The sequence below is a fragment of the Shewanella sp. SM20 genome, from assembly GCF_025654545.1.
Taxonomy (GTDB): Bacteria; Pseudomonadota; Gammaproteobacteria; order Enterobacterales; family Shewanellaceae; genus Shewanella; species Shewanella oncorhynchi.
In genome coordinates this window covers 1-18,439 of the sequence record NZ_JAKKRK010000011.1, presented here as the reverse complement: position 1 = coordinate 18,439, position 18,439 = coordinate 1, and the positions used below count along the sequence as shown (strand labels likewise).

General features: G+C 46.1%; 11 protein-coding genes, 1 tRNA gene and 1 pseudogene. 11 read left to right on the top strand and 2 right to left on the bottom strand.

From position 1 onward, the window contains the following. The first annotated feature begins 364 nt into the window (after positions 1–364). The 8 genes from L5M18_RS06450 to nadE all read left to right on the top strand — a co-directional run bounded on the left by L5M18_RS06450 (position 365) and on the right by nadE (position 12,111). On the top strand, positions 365–1,447 hold the full coding sequence (locus L5M18_RS06450; protein WP_198572356.1) for an efflux RND transporter periplasmic adaptor subunit: 1,083 nt from the start codon (positions 365–367) through the stop codon (positions 1,445–1,447). Then, positions 1,444–4,539 carry an efflux RND transporter permease subunit gene (locus L5M18_RS06445; RefSeq protein WP_263196298.1) on the top strand — a complete coding sequence of 1,032 codons (3,096 nt, stop codon included), beginning with the start codon at positions 1,444–1,446 and terminating at the stop codon, positions 4,537–4,539. The genes L5M18_RS06450 and L5M18_RS06445 overlap by 4 nt, the downstream gene beginning before the upstream one ends. Before the next feature lie 181 nt (positions 4,540–4,720). Then, positions 4,721–6,634, top strand: coding sequence for a molecular chaperone HtpG (gene htpG / locus L5M18_RS06440; RefSeq protein ID WP_263196297.1), 1,914 nt, complete (start codon positions 4,721–4,723; stop codon positions 6,632–6,634). Between the two features lie 211 nt (positions 6,635–6,845). After that, positions 6,846–7,709, top strand: coding sequence for a co-chaperone YbbN (locus L5M18_RS06435; protein WP_263196296.1), 864 nt, complete (start codon positions 6,846–6,848; stop codon positions 7,707–7,709). 140 nt (positions 7,710–7,849) lie between these two features. Continuing rightward, entirely contained in the window at positions 7,850–8,494 is a 645-nt protein-coding gene (gene adk, locus L5M18_RS06430) for an adenylate kinase (RefSeq protein WP_028759655.1), read from the top strand. A gap of 112 nt (positions 8,495–8,606) precedes the next feature. Further along, on the top strand, positions 8,607–9,611 hold the full coding sequence (hemH, locus tag L5M18_RS06425) for a ferrochelatase (protein WP_263196294.1): 1,005 nt from the start codon (positions 8,607–8,609) through the stop codon (positions 9,609–9,611). A 163-nt stretch (positions 9,612–9,774) separates the two neighbouring features. Beyond that, on the top strand, positions 9,775–11,079 hold the full coding sequence (locus L5M18_RS06420) for an inosine/guanosine kinase (RefSeq protein ID WP_263196293.1): 1,305 nt from the start codon (positions 9,775–9,777) through the stop codon (positions 11,077–11,079). 201 nt (positions 11,080–11,280) lie between these two features. After that, positions 11,281–12,111 (top strand): ammonia-dependent NAD(+) synthetase, encoded by an 831-nt coding sequence (gene nadE, locus L5M18_RS06415; RefSeq protein WP_212600171.1) that lies wholly within the window; start codon positions 11,281–11,283, stop codon positions 12,109–12,111. Positions 12,112–12,228: 117 nt separating this feature from the next. Here the strand turns inward: nadE and L5M18_RS06410 are convergent, their stop codons facing one another. After that, the gene (locus L5M18_RS06410; protein ID WP_263142437.1) at positions 12,229–12,729 is read right to left on the bottom strand and encodes a DUF6942 family protein; all 501 of its coding nucleotides are present in this window, start codon (positions 12,727–12,729) and stop codon (positions 12,229–12,231) included. Between the two features lie 239 nt (positions 12,730–12,968). Between L5M18_RS06410 and L5M18_RS06405 the strand changes: the two genes are divergently transcribed. Continuing rightward, entirely contained in the window at positions 12,969–14,444 is a 1,476-nt protein-coding gene (locus L5M18_RS06405) for an alpha/beta hydrolase (RefSeq protein WP_263196291.1), read from the top strand. Positions 14,445–14,677: 233 nt separating this feature from the next. Here the strand turns inward: L5M18_RS06405 and L5M18_RS06400 are convergent, their stop codons facing one another. Next, positions 14,678–16,912 carry a diguanylate cyclase gene (locus L5M18_RS06400; RefSeq protein ID WP_263196290.1) on the bottom strand — a complete coding sequence of 745 codons (2,235 nt, stop codon included), beginning with the start codon at positions 16,910–16,912 and terminating at the stop codon, positions 14,678–14,680. 462 nt (positions 16,913–17,374) lie between these two features. On the opposite strand from L5M18_RS06400, the gene L5M18_RS06395 reads away from it, so the two are divergent. Together L5M18_RS06395 and L5M18_RS06390 are read left to right on the top strand one after the other, a co-directional pair. Further along, positions 17,375–17,451 (top strand) — tRNA-Pro (locus L5M18_RS06395). 814 nt (positions 17,452–18,265) lie between these two features. After that, positions 18,266–18,439: pseudogene (locus L5M18_RS06390) on the top strand (IS256 family transposase); the annotation flags it as partial.

Below are 18,439 nucleotides of genomic sequence, written 5' to 3'. Positions count from 1 at the left end.
AGCAGTTGACTAGAAAAGGGCGAATTATCGCCCTTTTTTATTGGCTGCGATTTGAGTTTTAAGCAGGGAGTTGTCGATTATCTAGGCGATCTGTGTTTCAGGATTTAATTATCTATATACCAATCTTTTTCAAATGGTTTTAGTGATAAATGTTGAGTTACTGGTGATAAGTAAAATTAATCACTTAACAACCTTGTTATCGAACTGCATTCTGGCAACTCAACCATTGATATCGCCAAAGACACTTAATCATACATATTTTGCGCTATCAGCGTAATTTGTAAGAAAAAGTAAAACGTATTGATGCGATGATGTGAGTGAGTAAACTAGCCGTCATTAATGCGAGTCATTCCTTGGAAGCCCGATGAAAAAAATTATTCTAATAATCGCCATATTGGCCGCGGCATGGTTTGGATACCAAGCCATGCAACCGCAAGAGATTGCTGCAGCCCAGATTAAACTCATACCTAATGTGGTGATTGCCACTGCCGCTATGGCGCCCATTCGCGATGAAGTTGAAGCTATTGGTAGCAATAAAGCCGCAGAATCTGTAACGATAACGCCTAAAGTCACCGACATGGTGATAGCGCTTAAATTTGACGACGGCGATATTGTTAAAAAGGGCGAGTTATTAGTCCAACTGCAAAATGCTGAGCAGATCGCTAAGGTTAAAGCCGCGCAAGTCAAAGTCAGTGATAATCAACGTGAATTAGCTCGGATCAGTTCGTTGGTGACTAGCCGCACTGTGGCCGAGTTAGAGCGCGACAGATTACAAACTCTTATTGATACCACCCGTGCCGAGCTCGAACAGGCGCAATCATCACTCAATGATCGCAGTATTCTGGCACCTTTTAATGGTCGTTTAGGCTTACGTCAAATCAGTGTGGGCAGCTTAGTGTCACCCGGCACTGTGATTACGACATTGGATGATATTTCTACCATTAAGCTCGATTTTTCAGTGCCAGAGCGCTTTATTCAAGATTTAGAGCCAGGTAAAAAGGTTGAAGCCAAAGCGGTCGCTTTCCCTGATGTGACTTTCAAAGGTGTGGTGACATCGATTGATAGCCGCGTGAATCCAACCACGCGCACAGTGATCGTTCGCGCCGAAATCCCCAATCCTGAGCTGCGTTTATTACCGGGCATGTTGATGAAGGTCAAACTCATCAAGCGTAGCCGCGAGGCCTTGATGTTGCCTGAATCTGCCATTATCCCGATCCAAAACAGCCATTATGTTTACAGCGTCAATGCTGACAAGGTGATTGAACGTAAACAAGTCACTATTGGGATTCGCACCCGTGGCTGGGTGGAGATCTTAGACGGTTTAGCCTTGGGCGAAAACGTGGTGATCCGCGGCTTACTGAAAGTTCATCCTGGGGATAAAGTGCAAACTGAGTTCGCGGAAAAGTTTAGTTATCTTGCCGATACGAACGCGGAGCCAAGTGTATGATCCTTACTGATCTCTCGGTCAAACGTCCCGTATTTGCCTCAGTGATCAGCTTGCTGCTGGTCGCTTTCGGGCTTGTCTCCTTTGATAAATTACCCCTGCGTGAATACCCAAACATAGATCCGCCAGTGGTATCTATCGACACGAATTACCGCGGTGCCAGTGCTGCCGTGGTGGAAAGCCGCATTACCCAATTGATTGAAGACAGGATCAGTGGCGTCGAAGGCATTCGTCACGTGAGTTCATCGAGCAGTGATGGCCGCTCATCAGTTACCTTAGAGTTTGATATTAGTCGTAATATTGAAGATGCAGCTAACGATGTGCGCGACAGGATCTCAGGTTTACTCGACAATTTACCCGATGAAGCTGATCCCCCAGAAGTACAAAAGGCCAATGGCAGTGATGAAGTGATCATGTGGCTCAATCTTGTGTCAGATCAAATGACGACCCTAGAATTGACCGATTACACCAACCGTTATTTGTCGGACCGCTTTTCGGTGGTCGATGGTGTGGCGCGGATGCGTATTGGTGGTGGTAAGGTTTACGCCATGCGCGTTTGGCTTGACAGACAAGCCTTGGCCTCTCGCAGTTTAACGGTTGCCGATGTTGAGGCCGCGCTCAGAGCTGAGAACGTCGAGTTACCTGCTGGTTCGATAGAGTCGAAGGAGCGGCACTTTACAGTGCGACTGGAGCGGGGTTATCGCACTGCCGAAGATTTCGCAAATTTAGTGATCACCCAAGGGGAAGACGGTTATTTAGTCAAACTGAGCGATGTCGCACGGGTGGAAATTGGCTCTGATGAAGAGCGGATTATGTTCCGTGGCAACAAAGAGGCAATGATAGGTTTAGGCGTGTCTAAACAGTCAACCGCCAATACGTTAGAAGTGGCGCGCGCAGTGAATGCGCTGGTTGACAAAATCAACCCGACCTTGCCAGCGGGGATGTCGATTAAACGCAGCTACGATAGCTCAGTGTTTATCGAAGCCTCGATTAAAGAAGTGTATCAAACCCTGTTCACAGCGATGATTTTAGTGATTATCGTGATTTATCTGTTCCTTGGCAGTGTGCGCGCTATGTTAATCCCCGCGATCACTGTGCCAGTATCTTTGCTCGGCACCTTTATTGTGCTGTATGCGCTAGGTTATACCATTAACCTCTTGACCTTATTGGCGATGATCCTCGCCATCGGTATGGTGGTGGATGATGCGATTGTGATGCTGGAAAACATCCATAGACGTATCGAAGAAGGAGATTCCCCACTCAAAGCTGCTTTCCTCGGTGCGCGTGAAGTGGCTTTTGCTGTTATCGCGACCACACTCGTGTTGGTCGCGGTATTTATGCCAATCACTTTCCTTGAGGGTGACTTAGGTAAATTATTTAAAGAGTTTGCTGTGACCATGAGTGCGGCGGTCCTGTTCTCTAGCCTAGTGGCGCTCACACTCACGCCTATGATGTGCTCTAAGTTGCTTAAGCCGAGCTCGCAGGATTCTTGGTTGGTACGTAAGGTCGACGGCATAATGACAAAAGTGTCAAACCGGTATCAATTGTCCTTAAAATCCGCCATGGCCCACCCGATATTGGTGTCGATTCTGGTGTTAGTCGCATTAGGCTCTAGTGTCTATTTAGTCCAAAAAGTACCGCAAGAATTTGCGCCACAGGAAGACCGTGGTTCGTTATTCTTGATGGTCAACGGGCCACAGGGCGCGAGTTACGAATACATAGAATCCTATATGAATGAAGTGGAAAACCGCTTGATGCCATTGGTCGAAACGGGTGATATCAAACGTCTGCTCATTCGTGCCCCCCGTGGCTTTGGCCGCGCGGCGGATTTCTCTAACGGTATGGCAATCATAGTACTGGAAGATTGGGGCAAACGTCGTCCAGTAAAGGAAGTTATCGTCGACATTAATAAGCGTCTTGCCAATCTCGCCGGGGTGCAAGCGTTCCCTGTAATGCGCCAAGCCTTTGGTCGCGGCGTAGGTAAACCTGTGCAATTTGTGATTGGTGGACCTAGCTACGAAGAGCTTGCCCGCTGGCGCGATGTCATGATGCAAAAGGCGGCACAGAATCCCAAATTATTGGGATTAGATCATGATTATAAAGAGACTAAGCCTCAACTTCGTGTCGTCATCGACAGAGACAGAGCCGCGAGCCTTGGAGTGTCGATTTCAAACATTGGCCGTACGTTGGAATCCATGCTGGGCTCACGCTTAGTGACGACGTTTATGCGTGACGGTGAAGAATACGATGTGATCGTTGAAGGCGAGCGCGATAATCAAAATACTGCGGCGGATCTGCAAAATATCTATGTTCGTTCCGAGCGCAGTCAGGAGCTTATTCCGCTGTCTAACTTAGTGACTGTGGAGGAGTTTGCCGACGCTAGTTCGCTGAACCGTTACAACCGTATGCGCGCGATCACCATAGAAGCCAGTTTAGAAGATGGCTATAGTCTGGGTGAAGCCCTTGATTACATGAATCAATTGGCGCGTACCTATTTGCCAGCGGAAGCGGTGATTAGCTACAAGGGCCAATCCCTCGATTATCAAGAGTCGGGTAGCTCTATGTACTTCGTATTCATCCTCGCACTGGGGATTGTATTCCTCGTGCTCGCGGCGCAGTTTGAGAGTTATATCCACCCTGTGGTGATCATGCTTACTGTGCCGCTGGCTACCGTCGGAGCCTTAATTGGTTTGTGGCTTACGGGGCAGAGTCTTAATATTTACAGTCAGATAGGCATTATTATGCTGGTCGGGTTAGCCGCGAAAAATGGCATCTTGATTGTCGAGTTTGCTAATCAATTGCGGGATAAAGGCGTTGATTTTGATAAGGCCATTATTCAAGCGTCAGCGCAGCGGTTACGGCCTATCTTAATGACAGGGATCACCACTGCAGCTGGCGCCGTGCCATTGGTATTGGCGGTAGGCGCGGGTGCTGAAACTCGTTTTGTGATTGGTGTAGTGGTGTTGTCGGGGATTTTACTGGCAACCTTATTCACTATCTTCGTGATCCCCGCCGCTTATGGACTCTTTGCCCGCAACAGCGGATCGCCCGAAGCTATCGCCCAACAGTTAGAAAAAGAATTAGCCCAAGACTAACGCCTCGTGCAGGTTGATGTTGAAAGCATACATATAGGCGCTTGGTATTCATCAAGCGCCTTATTTTTCGCCATTCGAACCTCGTTTTAGCCCTTGCCCTTGAAAAGCAAATTTGGAGCCCCATTTAGTAAACACTAAGCGTTACTTTTACCAAATTGCGTAACAAATAAAGGAAAATTTCATGTCACAACAAGAAACTCATGGTTTTCAAACAGAAGTCAAACAGCTGTTGCATTTGATGATCCATTCTTTGTATTCCAACAAAGAAATTTTCTTGCGTGAACTGGTCTCCAACGCTGCGGATGCGGCGGACAAGCTGCGTTATCTGGCGTTGACCAATGACGCACTCTATGAAGGCGACGGTGAACTGCGAGTCCGTATCAGTGCCGATAAAGAAAAAGGCACTGTGACCATCGAAGATAACGGCGTGGGTATGACCCGCGACGGCGTGATTGAGCATTTAGGCACAATCGCAAAATCAGGCACCGCTGATTTCTTTAAGAATCTATCGGGCGAATCCTCAAAGGATTCCCAGCTAATCGGTCAGTTCGGTGTCGGTTTCTATTCGGCTTTTATCGTGGCGAAAAAAGTCACCGTTCGTACCCGTGCTGCTGGTCATAAGGCCGATGAAGCCGTATTGTGGGAATCAGAAGGCGAGGGTAACTTCACCGTTGATACCATCACTAAGGCGAGCCGTGGTACTGAAATTACGCTGCACCTGCGTGACGAAGAAAAAGAATTTGCCGATGATTGGCGCCTGCGTTCGATCATCACTAAATACTCAGATCATATCTCTGTGCCAGTCGAAATGTGGCAAGAAGGCTCGCCAGAGCGTGATGGTCCTGATGGCGAAAAAATTCCTGCGACCGAAGGTCAATGGAAAGTCATGAACAAAGCCACGGCTTTGTGGATGCGCAATAAAGCTGATATCAGTGACGAAGAGTATCAAGAGTTTTACAAACACATTTCCCACGATTACACAGACGCACTACTGTGGAGTCATAATCGGGTAGAAGGTAAGCAAGAATACACTAACCTATTGTATATTCCTGCAAAAGCGCCTTGGGATATGTGGAATCGCGACCGTAAACACGGCCTAAAACTGTTTGTGCAACGTGTGTTCATCATGGATGACGCTGAGCAATTTATGCCATCTTATCTGCGCTTCGTGCAGGGCTTAATTGACTCAAACGATCTGCCGCTGAACGTATCCCGCGAAATTCTGCAGGATAACCACGTGACCAAAGCGATGCGTACTGGTATCACCAAACGTGTGCTTGGCATGCTGGAAAAACTGGCGAAAGACGATGCGGAAAAATATCAACAGTTCTGGGCTGAATTTGGGCAAGTGCTGAAAGAAGGGCCTGCGGAAGATTTCGCCAACCGTGAGCGTATTGCTGGCTTATTGCGTTTTGCCTCGACCCATACGGGCAGTGCTGCGCCGACTGTGTCACTTGATGACTACATCAGCCGCATGAAAGAAGGTCAAACTAAGATTTACTACATTGTTGCCGACAGCCATGAAGCCGCCGCTAACAGCCCACATTTAGAGTTGTTACGTAAGAAAGGCATTGAAGTCTTACTGATGTCAGAGCGTATCGACGAGTGGCTAATCAACCACTTAACTGAGTACAAAGAGAAACAACTGCACTCAGTGACCCGTGGTGATTTAGAACTTGGCGAGCTGGAAGATGCATCTGAAAAAGAAGCGCAAGAAAAGCTTGAGCAAGAATCGGTAGCTTTAGTTGAACGCATTAAAGCGGCATTAGGCTCAACCGTTGCGGATGTGAAAGTTACGTCACGCTTAACTGACACCCCAGCCTGTGTGGTGGCGGGTGAAGGCGAAATGTCGACTCAGATGATTAAGCTGATGCAAGCTGCGGGTCAACCTGTGCCAGAAGTGAAGCCGACATTTGAGATCAACCCAGCGCACCCATTAGTATCGCGCTTAAATGATCTTCAAGATGAAGCCGTCTTCGCGGATTGGTCAAATCTGCTGCTGCAACAGGCGCAATTATCTGAAAAAGGTAGCCTTGCGGACCCATCGGCCTTTATCAAGCTGATGAACCAAATGTTACTGGCTAACATGAAGTAAATGACTATCGGGGCCCTTCTTTGAACGGCCCCGATATTGTTTCTAGTGCAGGAAGAGTGGTTTGCGCCTAGCCTGTCACTCAATTCATTAGCGATAATACAAGCTGTTAAGACAACGATTTTAAAATAGCGCGTTGAAACTGAGTGCTAACGCTTAGTTTTAAAAGAATAAGGCCTCCCATGATTGAGGCCTTAAACGTTAAGGGAATACTATGGACAATATCCTCAGCCTGACTAAAGACAATATTCAGCAAGTGGTTGACGCCTCGATGCAACAGATCGTGGTGTTAGCATTTTGGGCACAGCCACAGGAACAAAGTGTGGCTATGCTGCGCACCTTAGAGCAAATTGCCGCGCAAAATGCGGGTCGTTTCGTGCTCGCTAAAGTCGACTGTGAAGCCGAATTAGAAATCGCCAATTACTTTCGCATTCAAAGTCTACCGACCACGTTAGTATTGGATAAAGGTCAGCCTGTCGATGGTTTTGCTGGCCTGCAAGATACGGCGCAAGTCACAGCTATGCTGGATAAACATTTGCCGCCTATGTGGCAGTTACAGTTAGCACAGGCCAAAGCATTGCTCGCCTTGAGTCAAGTAAGTGCAGAAGATCTTGCTACTGCAGCTGTGTTGCTTAAAGAAGCACATACAGGGTCAAATCAAGCGGGTGAGGTGAGTCTAGTGCTTGCCGATGTGTATCTGATGCAGGGCGAATTAGTGTTAGCACAAGCCATGCTTGAGAAGGTAGGGCTTGCTGACCAAGATGGTTACTACCAGAGTTTAAAAGCTAAGCTCGCACTTGCCTTAGATGCGGCGGATACCCCTGAAATTCGCGATTTGCAGCAAAAGTTTGAGCAAAATCCAACAGATTTAGTGTTATTACTCGAGCTGAGTAAGGCATTGCATGCTGCCCACCGCGATGATGAAGCATTAGAACTGTTATTCGGTGTGCTCAGTAAAGATTTAGGTGCTGAAAATGGCACAGTAAAACAAGTATTTATGGAAGTATTAACGGCACTTGGCCAAGGTAATCCCATAGCCAATCAATACCGCCGTAAGCTCTATACTTTGCTCTATTAATGAAAAAAATCGCTTAGTAACCGCAGTTTATTTGCGGTTTCTGAGGCTAAAGTCGAAGCTAAAACCCTTCTCAATGGCGGCCAGATGTGCGAAGATCGCCGCCCTAAGAAGAATATCAATGCGAAAAGAGGACTCTTGAGATGCGCATTATCCTATTGGGCGCCCCAGGTGCCGGTAAAGGTACCCAGGCCCAGTTCATTATGGAACAGTATGGTATCCCACAAATTTCCACTGGTGATATGTTACGTGCCGCGGTAAAAGCGGGTACTCCACTGGGTTTGGAAGCGAAAAAAGTGATGGATGCTGGTCAACTGGTTTCTGATGATCTGATCATCGGTCTGGTTAAAGAGCGTATCGCACAGGAAGACTGTGTTAAAGGTTTCTTGTTAGACGGTTTCCCACGTACTATCCCACAGGCGGATGCGATGGCGGCAAACGGTATTAGCATTGATCACGTGATTGAAATCGACGTGCCAGACGAAGAAATCGTTAAGCGCATGAGCGGTCGCCGTGTTCACCCAGGTTCTGGCCGTGTTTACCATGTGGTTTTCAATCCACCTAAAGTGGAAGGTAAAGACGACGTGACGGGCGAAGATTTAGCTATTCGTCCAGATGACGAAGAAAGCACAGTGCGTAAACGCCTCGCGATTTATCACGAGCAAACTAAGCCGCTCGTTGAATACTACGGTAAAGTGGCTGCCGCTGGCCAAACTCAATACAACAAGTTTGACGGTACTCAATCGGTTGCGGCCGTGAGTGAGCAGTTAGCTAGAGTGTTGAAATAACCGAATAAAGGTTAATTTACGAGAACAAGTTCTCATATTAAGAAAAAGCCTGCCGATGCAGGCTTTTTTTATGGGTATCGCAATGTTAGCCTCCAAGTGAACTTCATTAACCATGAGCCTAACGTTGAATCCTTCCCCTGCTTTTGGTGTGTTATTGGTTAACCTCGGCACGCCTGATCAACCTAGTCCTAAGGCCGTTAAACGCTTTTTAAGGCAGTTTTTAAGTGATCCCCGTGTCGTCGATTTATCGCCGTGGATTTGGCAACCGCTGTTGAACGGTATTATTCTCAACACCCGTCCGGCTAAAGTCGCGAAACTTTACCAAAGCGTGTGGACGCCGGAAGGCTCGCCCTTGATGGTGATAAGTGCACGCCAAGCACAAAAACTGGCGGTGGACTTAAGTGCAACCTTTAACCAGACCATCTCGGTTGAACTGGGCATGAGTTACGGCAATCCCTCCATCGATGCGGGATTTGAACGCCTGAAAGATCAAGGGGCAGGGCGCATTATTGTGCTGCCTTTGTATCCCCAATATTCCTGCTCGACGGTGGCAAGTGTGTTCGATGCTGTTGCCCGTTATCTTAAAACCGTGCGTGACATGCCGCAGGTTCGCTTTAATAAAGACTATTTTGACCATAGCGCTTATATTGCGGCGCTGGCACACAGTGTGACGCGCCACTGGAAAACCCATGGGCAGGCCGACAAGTTGCTCTTGTCATTTCATGGTATCCCACTGCGTTATGTGAAAGAGGGCGATCCTTACCGTGAGCAGTGTTTTGTCACGGCTAAACTGTTGGCGCAAAAACTGGCGCTTAGCGAGTCGCAATGGCAAGTGTGTTTCCAATCGCGCTTTGGCCGCGAAGAATGGCTCACGCCCTACGCCGATCAATTATTGGCCGAGTTACCTGCGCAAGGGATCAAAAGTGTCGATGTGATTTGCCCTGCGTTTGCGACCGATTGCCTCGAAACCTTAGAAGAAATCTCCATTGGTGCTAAGGAAACCTTTTTACATGCGGGTGGCAGCGACTATCGGTTTATCCCTTGTTTGAACGACGATGAGTTACACATTGAATTATTACGGCAATTAATCCAAGAACAAGCGGTATCTTGGGTATAGGAGCACTGGCTTCGAACTGATTTTGTGATAGAATCTGCGCCCTTCCGGCTAAGGGGTGGTTTTTTTGTCTCGCTAGCCTAGACTCAATATTTTTAGGATGCTGCTTGGCTTGACCGCCTCGGCAGACGCCAATTAGCATGGATGCCAGGAAAAGAGAGCCACTATGAAGTTTCCCGGTCAGCGTAAATCTAAACATTATTTTCCGGTTAAAACCCGAGATCCGCTGCTTGAACAGCTGACTCAACAGCCTCAGCCGTTTGCGACCTATATCAGCGGTATTGATCAAACCTTAGTGGATATCGAAGCGAAAGTGGAAGACGAATTGCTGAGCCGTTATGGCTTGCCCAAAGGCAATTCTACCTTGATCAATGATGAACAGGCCCACAGACTCTACACTGAGTTAAAAATTCATGGTTTGATTAGCGATGAATTTGCTGGTGGCACTATTGGTAACACAGTGCACAACTATTCTATTCTGGCCGATGACCGTTCAGTGCTGTTTGGGGTAATGAGTCAGAATATCGAAGTGGGCAGTTACGCCTACCGCTATTTATGTAATACCTCTTCTAAAGTCGACCTTAACTTTCTACAACCTGTAGATGGTCCTATCGGTCGCTGTTTTACCCTGATTTCTGAGTGCGGCGAGCGAACATTTGCGATCAGCAAAGGCGCTATGGATAAACTCACACCTGAATTTATCGATAAAGACGTGGTGCAGGGCAGTTCAGCCTTAGTGTTGACCGCGTATTTGATGCGCGCCAGTGATGGCGACCGTATTACCAATGCGGCCATGTGCGCTATCGAATATGCAAAAGCCGCCGAAGTTCCCGTGGTATTAACCTTAGGCACGCGTTTCTTGATTGAAGAAGACCCGCAATGGTGGCAAAACTTCATCAAAGAACATGTCACCATTTTGGCGATGAATGAAGACGAAGGTGAAGCCTTAACGGGTTCACGCGATCCTCTACTTGCCAGTGAAAAAGCCTTGGAATGGTGCGACATGGTATTAACCACAGCGGGTCCAATCGGGCTTTATACTGCGGGTTATACCGAGGACTCAGAAAAACGCGAAACGACTCACACGCTGTTGCCGGGTGCTATCCCTGAATTTAATCGTTATGAATTTTCCCGTCCAAAGCTTAAAAGTGACTGTGAAACACCAATCAAAGTGTTTGCCCACATTTCACCTTACATGGGCGGCCCAGAAAAAATCGGTAACACTAATGGCGCTGGCGATGGCGCATTATCGGCGTTATTGCACGATCTGGCGGCCAATACTTTCCACAAGACTAACGTGCCAGGCTCAAGTAAACATAAGCGTGATGGCCTATGTTATTCCTCGTTTTCTCAAGTGTGTAAGTACGCTAACCGCGTCGCCTACGAAGTCTTAGCCCAGCATAGCCCGCGTTTATCCCGCGGTTTACCTGAGCGCGAAGATAGCTTAGAAGAATCCTACTGGGAAAGATAAGTCGATAGCTGTATTTGTATTAAGCTAACTGATTTACGCTAGGGCAATAACGGCAAACCGTTGTTGCCCTTATTTTTATGACGTTTATCAGCAATCAATCAGCCAAGCGCTAATTTTAACTACAGGCAGTTGCGAATAAATGTTAACGTTAGTCGGGTTCAGGTAGTCCAAATACAGCGATAATTTAAGGTGGAATTTTCGGTGAAAGCGCAAATCTTAAGAGAAATGAAGGTACTCACGGCCATAGAGCCTGAGTTCGAAGTGCAACGTCGTGTCGCGTTTATTAAAACCAAACTAAAAGAAGCACGTAGCAAGGCATTGGTATTAGGGATCAGCGGTGGGGTGGATTCTTCTACTGCTGGGCGTTTGTGTCAGTTAGCGGTGGACAGTTTAAACCAAGAAAATAGCCAAGGTGGTTATCAGTTTATCGCTGTGCGATTACCCTATCAGATCCAAAAAGATGAGCATGAGGCGCAATTAGCCTGTCAGTTTATTCAGCCCTCTAAGTTGGTCACTGTGAATGTGCATCAAGGCGTTGATGGTGTGCATAGCGCTGCTGTTGCCGCGTTAGTCGAAGCTGGATTGCCTTTGCCCGATGTGGCGAAGGTTGATTTTGTGAAGGGTAACGTCAAAGCCCGTATGCGGATGATAGCGCAATACGAACTCGCTGGACTCGTAGGTGGGTTAGTGGTGGGGACAGATCACAGCGCCGAAAATATCACAGGTTTTTACACTAAATGGGGCGATGGTGCCTGCGATTTAGCGCCATTATTTGGTCTTAACAAGCGCCAAGTTCGCCAACTCGCCGCGTATCTTGGCGCGCCAGAATCGTTAGTCTATAAAGCGCCGACCGCGGATTTAGAAGACAATAAACCCTTACTCGAAGATGAAGTCGCGCTTGGCTTAACCTATGCGCAAATCGATGATTTCCTTGAGGGTAAAGACGTTGGCAAGGCGGTTGAGGACAAGTTGATTGGTATTTATAAGGCGACACAGCATAAACGTCAGCCTATTCCAACCATTTACGACTAACCCTGAATCGTCCTTGAATATGCACTCGTTTGAACTCTGTTCACGAGTGCTTTTTTATGCCTTTGTTATTTGGTGACTAATGCTGTGGTGACAGCCGTTACCACAATCATAATGGAATTATTCACTGTGTTGGGGCTCTGGCGTTGCTAAGTGTTGGCGTGTCAGGGCGATCAGTTGGTTTGGGTATTGGCGATAATCCAAATAGGGCGTGAGTAAAAAATGCTGTCCTAGCGAAGATGGCAGCTTAAGTGCGGTTATGGATTTATTTTGGGCAGTTAAATGCTGCGCACCGGAATCGTTCACGGACATGGTGAGCCCTAAAGCATTTGCAGCTACTTGCCCCGCGACAAGATGGATCTTCGCGTTTGCCATCAATTCAGTGCCGCCTATGCAGAGCAGTTCATTTTGCTTGAGTAACACTTGGTCACGATAGCTGCGCCAATCTTCTCCAACCGCGCTGACTTTTGCCATAATAGTGAAGATCTTACGCCAATGATTGCCATTGAGAGCTATAAGAGTCGCGACAGCATCTGGCTGAGTGTAATGCCAGCTCTCAGGTACCAGCGGCGCTGTAGGAAGATAGTAGACGAACCTAGCGTGTGGATTACCGATTATCATCGAGAGCGTATAAGTTTCGTTGGAATAAGACTATTTTCGATCCTAACCCGATTAAGGCCTATGCGGCTAATAAAATTGCGAGATGAGTAAATTGGGGTGACTAAATTGAAGTGACTAAATTGGAGTGATTAAATTGTACTGCTTACACTAGTGGTTTTTATCGCGGTAAAACGTTTGAAGGATGTTTTTATCTACCCGTATAATCTAGTTGCACATTTTATCTTCATGTAGGAACAGCGATGAAGGCCATCATCATAGGTTCGACAAAACACCTATTTTTAGCTGCAGTGTATGCAAGTACTGGCATAGTGGTGGCGTTACTCGCGACAGGGATCTATTTTCTTAATGCGCGCCCTGAGCTGTCACTTTGGCATACGGTCGAGCTAAAAAATGAGTTCCATTACAATACCAAACTTGCCAATTTTAATGAGTACTTAGCGCTAGAAGACCGCTTATTCGCCGAAGTTGAGCGTAAAGTTGTCAAAAAGATTCCCGCCAATGAATTTTCTCCAGTGAACCGCTATGTCAAAAATAGCTTATCTGATCCTGCCCATTGGCCACAAAACTGGAATCGCAGTTATGAATGGCCTGTGGCTAATGCCGAATTTGGAGTATTACTGCTCCACGGTATGTCGGATTCGCCCTATGCTCTATCCAATGTGGCGGCGCACTTTAAAGGTAAAGCCCATGTGCTCGGTTTAAGATTGCCAGGGCATGGCACGATTCCAAGTGGATTGACTGAGCTTTATTGGCAAGATCTGGCCGCAGCGGTTAATTTAGCCACAGCGCATATGCGGCAAACTCTGAAAGATAAACCATTATTTGTGGTGGCTTTTTCGACGGGTGCCGCCGTCGCGCTGAACCATGAGTTAGAACGTATAAGCCATGATAAAGCCCCTGATTATGATGGAATGATTTTTATCTCTCCCGCGATAGGGCTAGCGCCATCTGCGGCGGCCGCACGCTGGCAGAGTTGGATAGGACGATTGTTGGAGCTGGATAAACTGCAATGGAACAGTATTCAAGTAGAGTACGATCCCTTTAAATACACCTCTTTTGCGGTTAATGCGGGCGATGTAGTTTATCAATTAGCCCTGCGTAACCAAGGTTTATTGGCAGGATTAACGCCGCAGCAACGGGCGCAAGTTCCGTCGATACTCACCTTTCAGTCGGTAGTGGATGCAACCGTTTCAACCGCGGCGGTGGTGAATAATCTGTATCAAACATTGCCTGAAAAAGGCCATGAGCTAGTGTTGTTTGATATGAACCGACTCGATGTAAATGCCAAGATGGTGTCCAATGATCCGCTTGCGGGCTTGTTGGCGAACATTAATAACCCTGAGTTACATTATCGTGGCACTGTGGTGGAAAATATCAGTAATGAAACCACGCAAGTTCAAGCGCGCAGCTTTGGTTTAGATGCGCTGGGTAACGTGGTCACAGAAGGTAAGGAAGTGCGTTCATTAGATTTGTATTGGCCCGCTGGCGTGTATTCCTTGTCCCATGTTGCGTTACCCTTTGGTGTGGATGATGGCCTCTATGGCGCTGTTATTCAGCCTGATTTACATCGGATCCAAATTGGAGCCTCAGCTTCGCGGGGGGAGCGCGGTTTATATAGCGTGTCGGCATCGGAAATGTTGCGCCAGAAATGGAATCCCTTTTTCCCATATCTACTCGAGCGCATGGATGAGTATCGACTTGCGCATATGCACTAGGATTTTGTGATTGATTAACCGCTCAGTGTCATAACGCCTGAGCGGTTATTGATGATCACACTATGTAAATGTGCGCTCAGGATCAAGCAGAGCCATGCAGCTTAACCTGCTAGCATTTAGTACAATGCTGCGCAATCCAATAGTGATTGAACGCCGCTCAGCTAATCTGGCCTAAACCTTCTTTACCTTTGAACGACTGCCTCTTCAACAGCTTTCTCCTAAACAAGCGCCAGTTAAACAATCAGGCTGCAAACCACTCGATCACGCCCCTGTTCCTTTGCTAGATACAAGTTATTGTCGGCTTGCTTAAGCCAGTGCTCTAAAGAGTCGCTATAGGTGGCATTGGCAATCACAGCGCCAATACTCGCCGTGACATTGAAGCTTCGATTATCCTGCGGATTGATGATCACAGTATCAGCGAGTTGCTGTTTAAATTCATTAAGATGTGCTTCGACTTTCAGGGCATTACACATAGGCAAAATCAGCAAAAACTCTTCGCCGCCGTAGCGCGAGATTAAATCAATATCCCGTTTGAAGAGTAACGTTAAGAGTTTAGCAACCACTTTTAAACACTCGTCGCCGCCTAAATGACCATAAGTATCATTGATTTGTTTGAAGTGGTCTAAGTCCATTATGGCAAGTGTCATAGCATCTTGACCCCGTTCACACATCTGTTGGATGAGCGGGAATTGGTGTTCGGTATAACGGCGATTATAGAGATTCGTCAGCGGATCGCGCTCGGCTAAATCCTTTAATTTCACATTAGCGGCCTCTAAATCTTGGGTGCGCTGCTGTACTTTTTGTTCAAGTTCTTGTTGGTGTTCGAGTAAGGTTTGCTGGTTTGAGGCCAAACTTTCATACAAGCTATAGATCTCTTTAGGGGTACTTTTATCGAGTAGATCATGCTCAAACTTCTCGTCACTGATTTTTTCTTGCTTAGCGGGACCGAAATGCTGCGCTAAAAGGGATAGAGGTTCGGTCAGTAACTTACTGATGGCTTTAGTAATAAAACAGGCACCGACTAAGGAGCAAAACAGCAAAATTACCGTGTTGACATATTGGCGTTCAGCCAGTTTTAAAAGCGGCACAAAAGGTTCTAAAACATAGAGTTGCCACCCATTGTTTAACTTATGCTGGGCATAGATGTACTCAGGGGTATTTGAGTCTAGATTATGCAGGTTCATCAGTTGAAGCCGGGCGCGATATATCTCGCTGCCTTTGCTGAATGACAAGGGGGTGAACGGTGCGAGTCCTAACCCCTCGGAGGCATAAATCAGATTATTGTTCTCATCGGTCAGTAAAATAGATTGCTGCTCATGGTGCAGGTTTTGTTTATCTATGCTGGAAAAATAGCGTAAATCTAAGCTGCCTTCGACTATCCCTCTGGCTTGATTGGGAGCATTTGGACTAAAAATAGGGGCACTGATGGCAATGATTACGTCATTACCAAAACCTCTGCCGATAAATGCGGGTGATACAAAGGTTTTATGGTTATAAAACGCTTGGATAAAGTATTCCCTATCCATCACAGAAGGGATTTCTGCTAGGCGATCTAAGTTCACAATATTGGCCATTGGACTGGCAGCGAGCAAATTGCCTTGTTCATTCGCAATCAGCATAGTTTTAAAGCCTTGATTGCTATCGTGTATGCTCGATAGCAATGCCTGCCACTCATTGATGCCAGCGTTCGACAGACTCAAAAACTTGGCCGTGCTAGCGATGACTTGGGTGTTGTAAGCGAGGTAGTTGTCGGTTGCATGGCTCAAATGAGTTGCCGTATCGTCCAGATTGCGATTAATCAACACCTGTTGTTTATCAATGAAAAAGTGATTAAATGCTAATGACGAAACTAATAAACTCACAGTAATGATTAAGGTGAACAAGTAACTGAGCTGCGAGCTAAAAGTGCGTCGGTTAAGATTGGTCAGCTTGCCTTTAAAATGCCATAGGCTTGGAATAGCAACCACACAGAGTTCACCAATTGCAGCGTAAATCATGCCATTAACGGCTTGTTTTATCGCAGTAAAAGGAATGTGGCTGGCGGGCATTTTAGCAATGACAGCCACATAAATAGCTAACAGCGGGATCCCCAATAACACCCAATAACTCACACTGGCATAGAGTATTTGAATATCTCGGCGCCTTGCAAAACCAAGCCATAATGCTTCGAGTAAAAACAGTAAATACACGTGCGGGCTCGACCACACGATCATGAGTCCCGTTGCGGTAAATAGGGCGGTGATCAACGCATACCAAGGTCCTAAGAGTATTGCCACTATCACAACGGCCACGTTGCCGAGAATCAATTGCACATTAGCGAATAAAGGGATGGGAAAAAGATTCAGGACTAAGCCGAATACACCCAGAATAATGGCCAGTCTGAGATGGGCGGTTTGGAAGGCGGGTAAATGCAAAGAAAAGTCCCTTTGAAAATTTGCTTGTGTTAACTGTCTGTGATTATGGCACAAATAAACCCAATGCCTCTATCCCAGAGCTTCAATTGAAGCCCCCAATATAAAACCATAACAGAAATGAATTTGTAGAAACTGATTCTGGGAACGGATTAAAGAAACGAATTATTGGGATGAATTATTGAGACGACGAATAGTGCCACCGCTTTATCTAGGTAAACATAGGCTGAATTCTGGTCAGTAACAGGCTGATGAGTCGTATAGCTAATGGATGAGGCCATTTCCGAACGGTTATCGACGAAAATTGTGTCATTCAGAACATAAACTAAGCAGTCGATCAAAGAGATGTAATGAAGCCCTTGCGCAGTTGCAAGGCAATTGCTACAGTTCTGACTCACTTAAGATAAACCCCATAAACAGTATCTTAGGTGATGAGTGATTGAAGAAATTATCTTGAAATAGCCACTAAGTTATAACTGAATAAATCAAGGCTGATAATTCAATTCACTTAAAAAATTTCGGTATGTAGCGCAGCCCGGTAGCGCACTGTCATGGGGTGTCAGGGGTCGGAGGTTCGAATCCTCTCATACCGACCATATTCCCTAGGAAAGTCAGTTATTTGAAAAATAGTAACTGGCTTATTCTATATACAATCCTCGTACATGTACACAAGCACAATGTACACGCCAAACACGGTAGCTTAAGGCCTCGTTATTTGCCATTTGTTACCTGTGCTTCGACTCGACAAAGCAACTACTTCTAATAATGTTTCGCTGCGACTTCCTAATCATATTGTAGTTCCTGCCTCAAATTATGTTTACTGATTCTAGATAACTTTTAAAACCACTATTAAGAATCGAAATAAGATAGCTTAATAGTTAGATCTTGCAGTTTCTACATGAAGCGATATTAGTGAGCTATCACACTTATTGCGAGCCATATTTAAGTGTCTGATTGACCATATGAAAATATTCAATGTACTATGAGCTAAAGTGGTTATGGTGAGCAGCTAGTATAGCAGCTTCGAGCATGTGATTCATAATACAGGTAGTGGGTTGCTAGATGGAGTATCTTTATAAAGCGTTAGAAGTGCTTAATGAACTGTATATGGGAGGGCCAATTGAATACGTGGTCAAAAACTCCCTTGAAAACACTGTAAGCATCATAACGTACATAGCTACGATATTAGTTGCATTGACAGCTATAGCTCTTCCACTTACACAACAATCATTGCAATGGATGGAAGATAAGTATGGTTCTGAAAGTTTAGTTAAGTACCTGAATCTAAAATCTCCTATAAGCCCTGATTCTATAGTGCCTAAAGTGCTTATATATAGAGACTGTAACTAATTTTGTGTAACTGCTTATCAAAAAGTACTCTATAGAGAGTCAAGGATAGGCAGATTACTCATGAACAACAAAGATATTGAAGCTTTTGCTAAAGAAGCAGCTAAAAGCATTAAAACACCTGAAGACTTAAATCAATTCAGTCAAATGCTTAAAAAGATAACGGTTGAGGCCGCCCTTAATGCCGAAATGGACGAGCACCTCGGCTATGATAAGCATCAAAAATCTACCTCAACT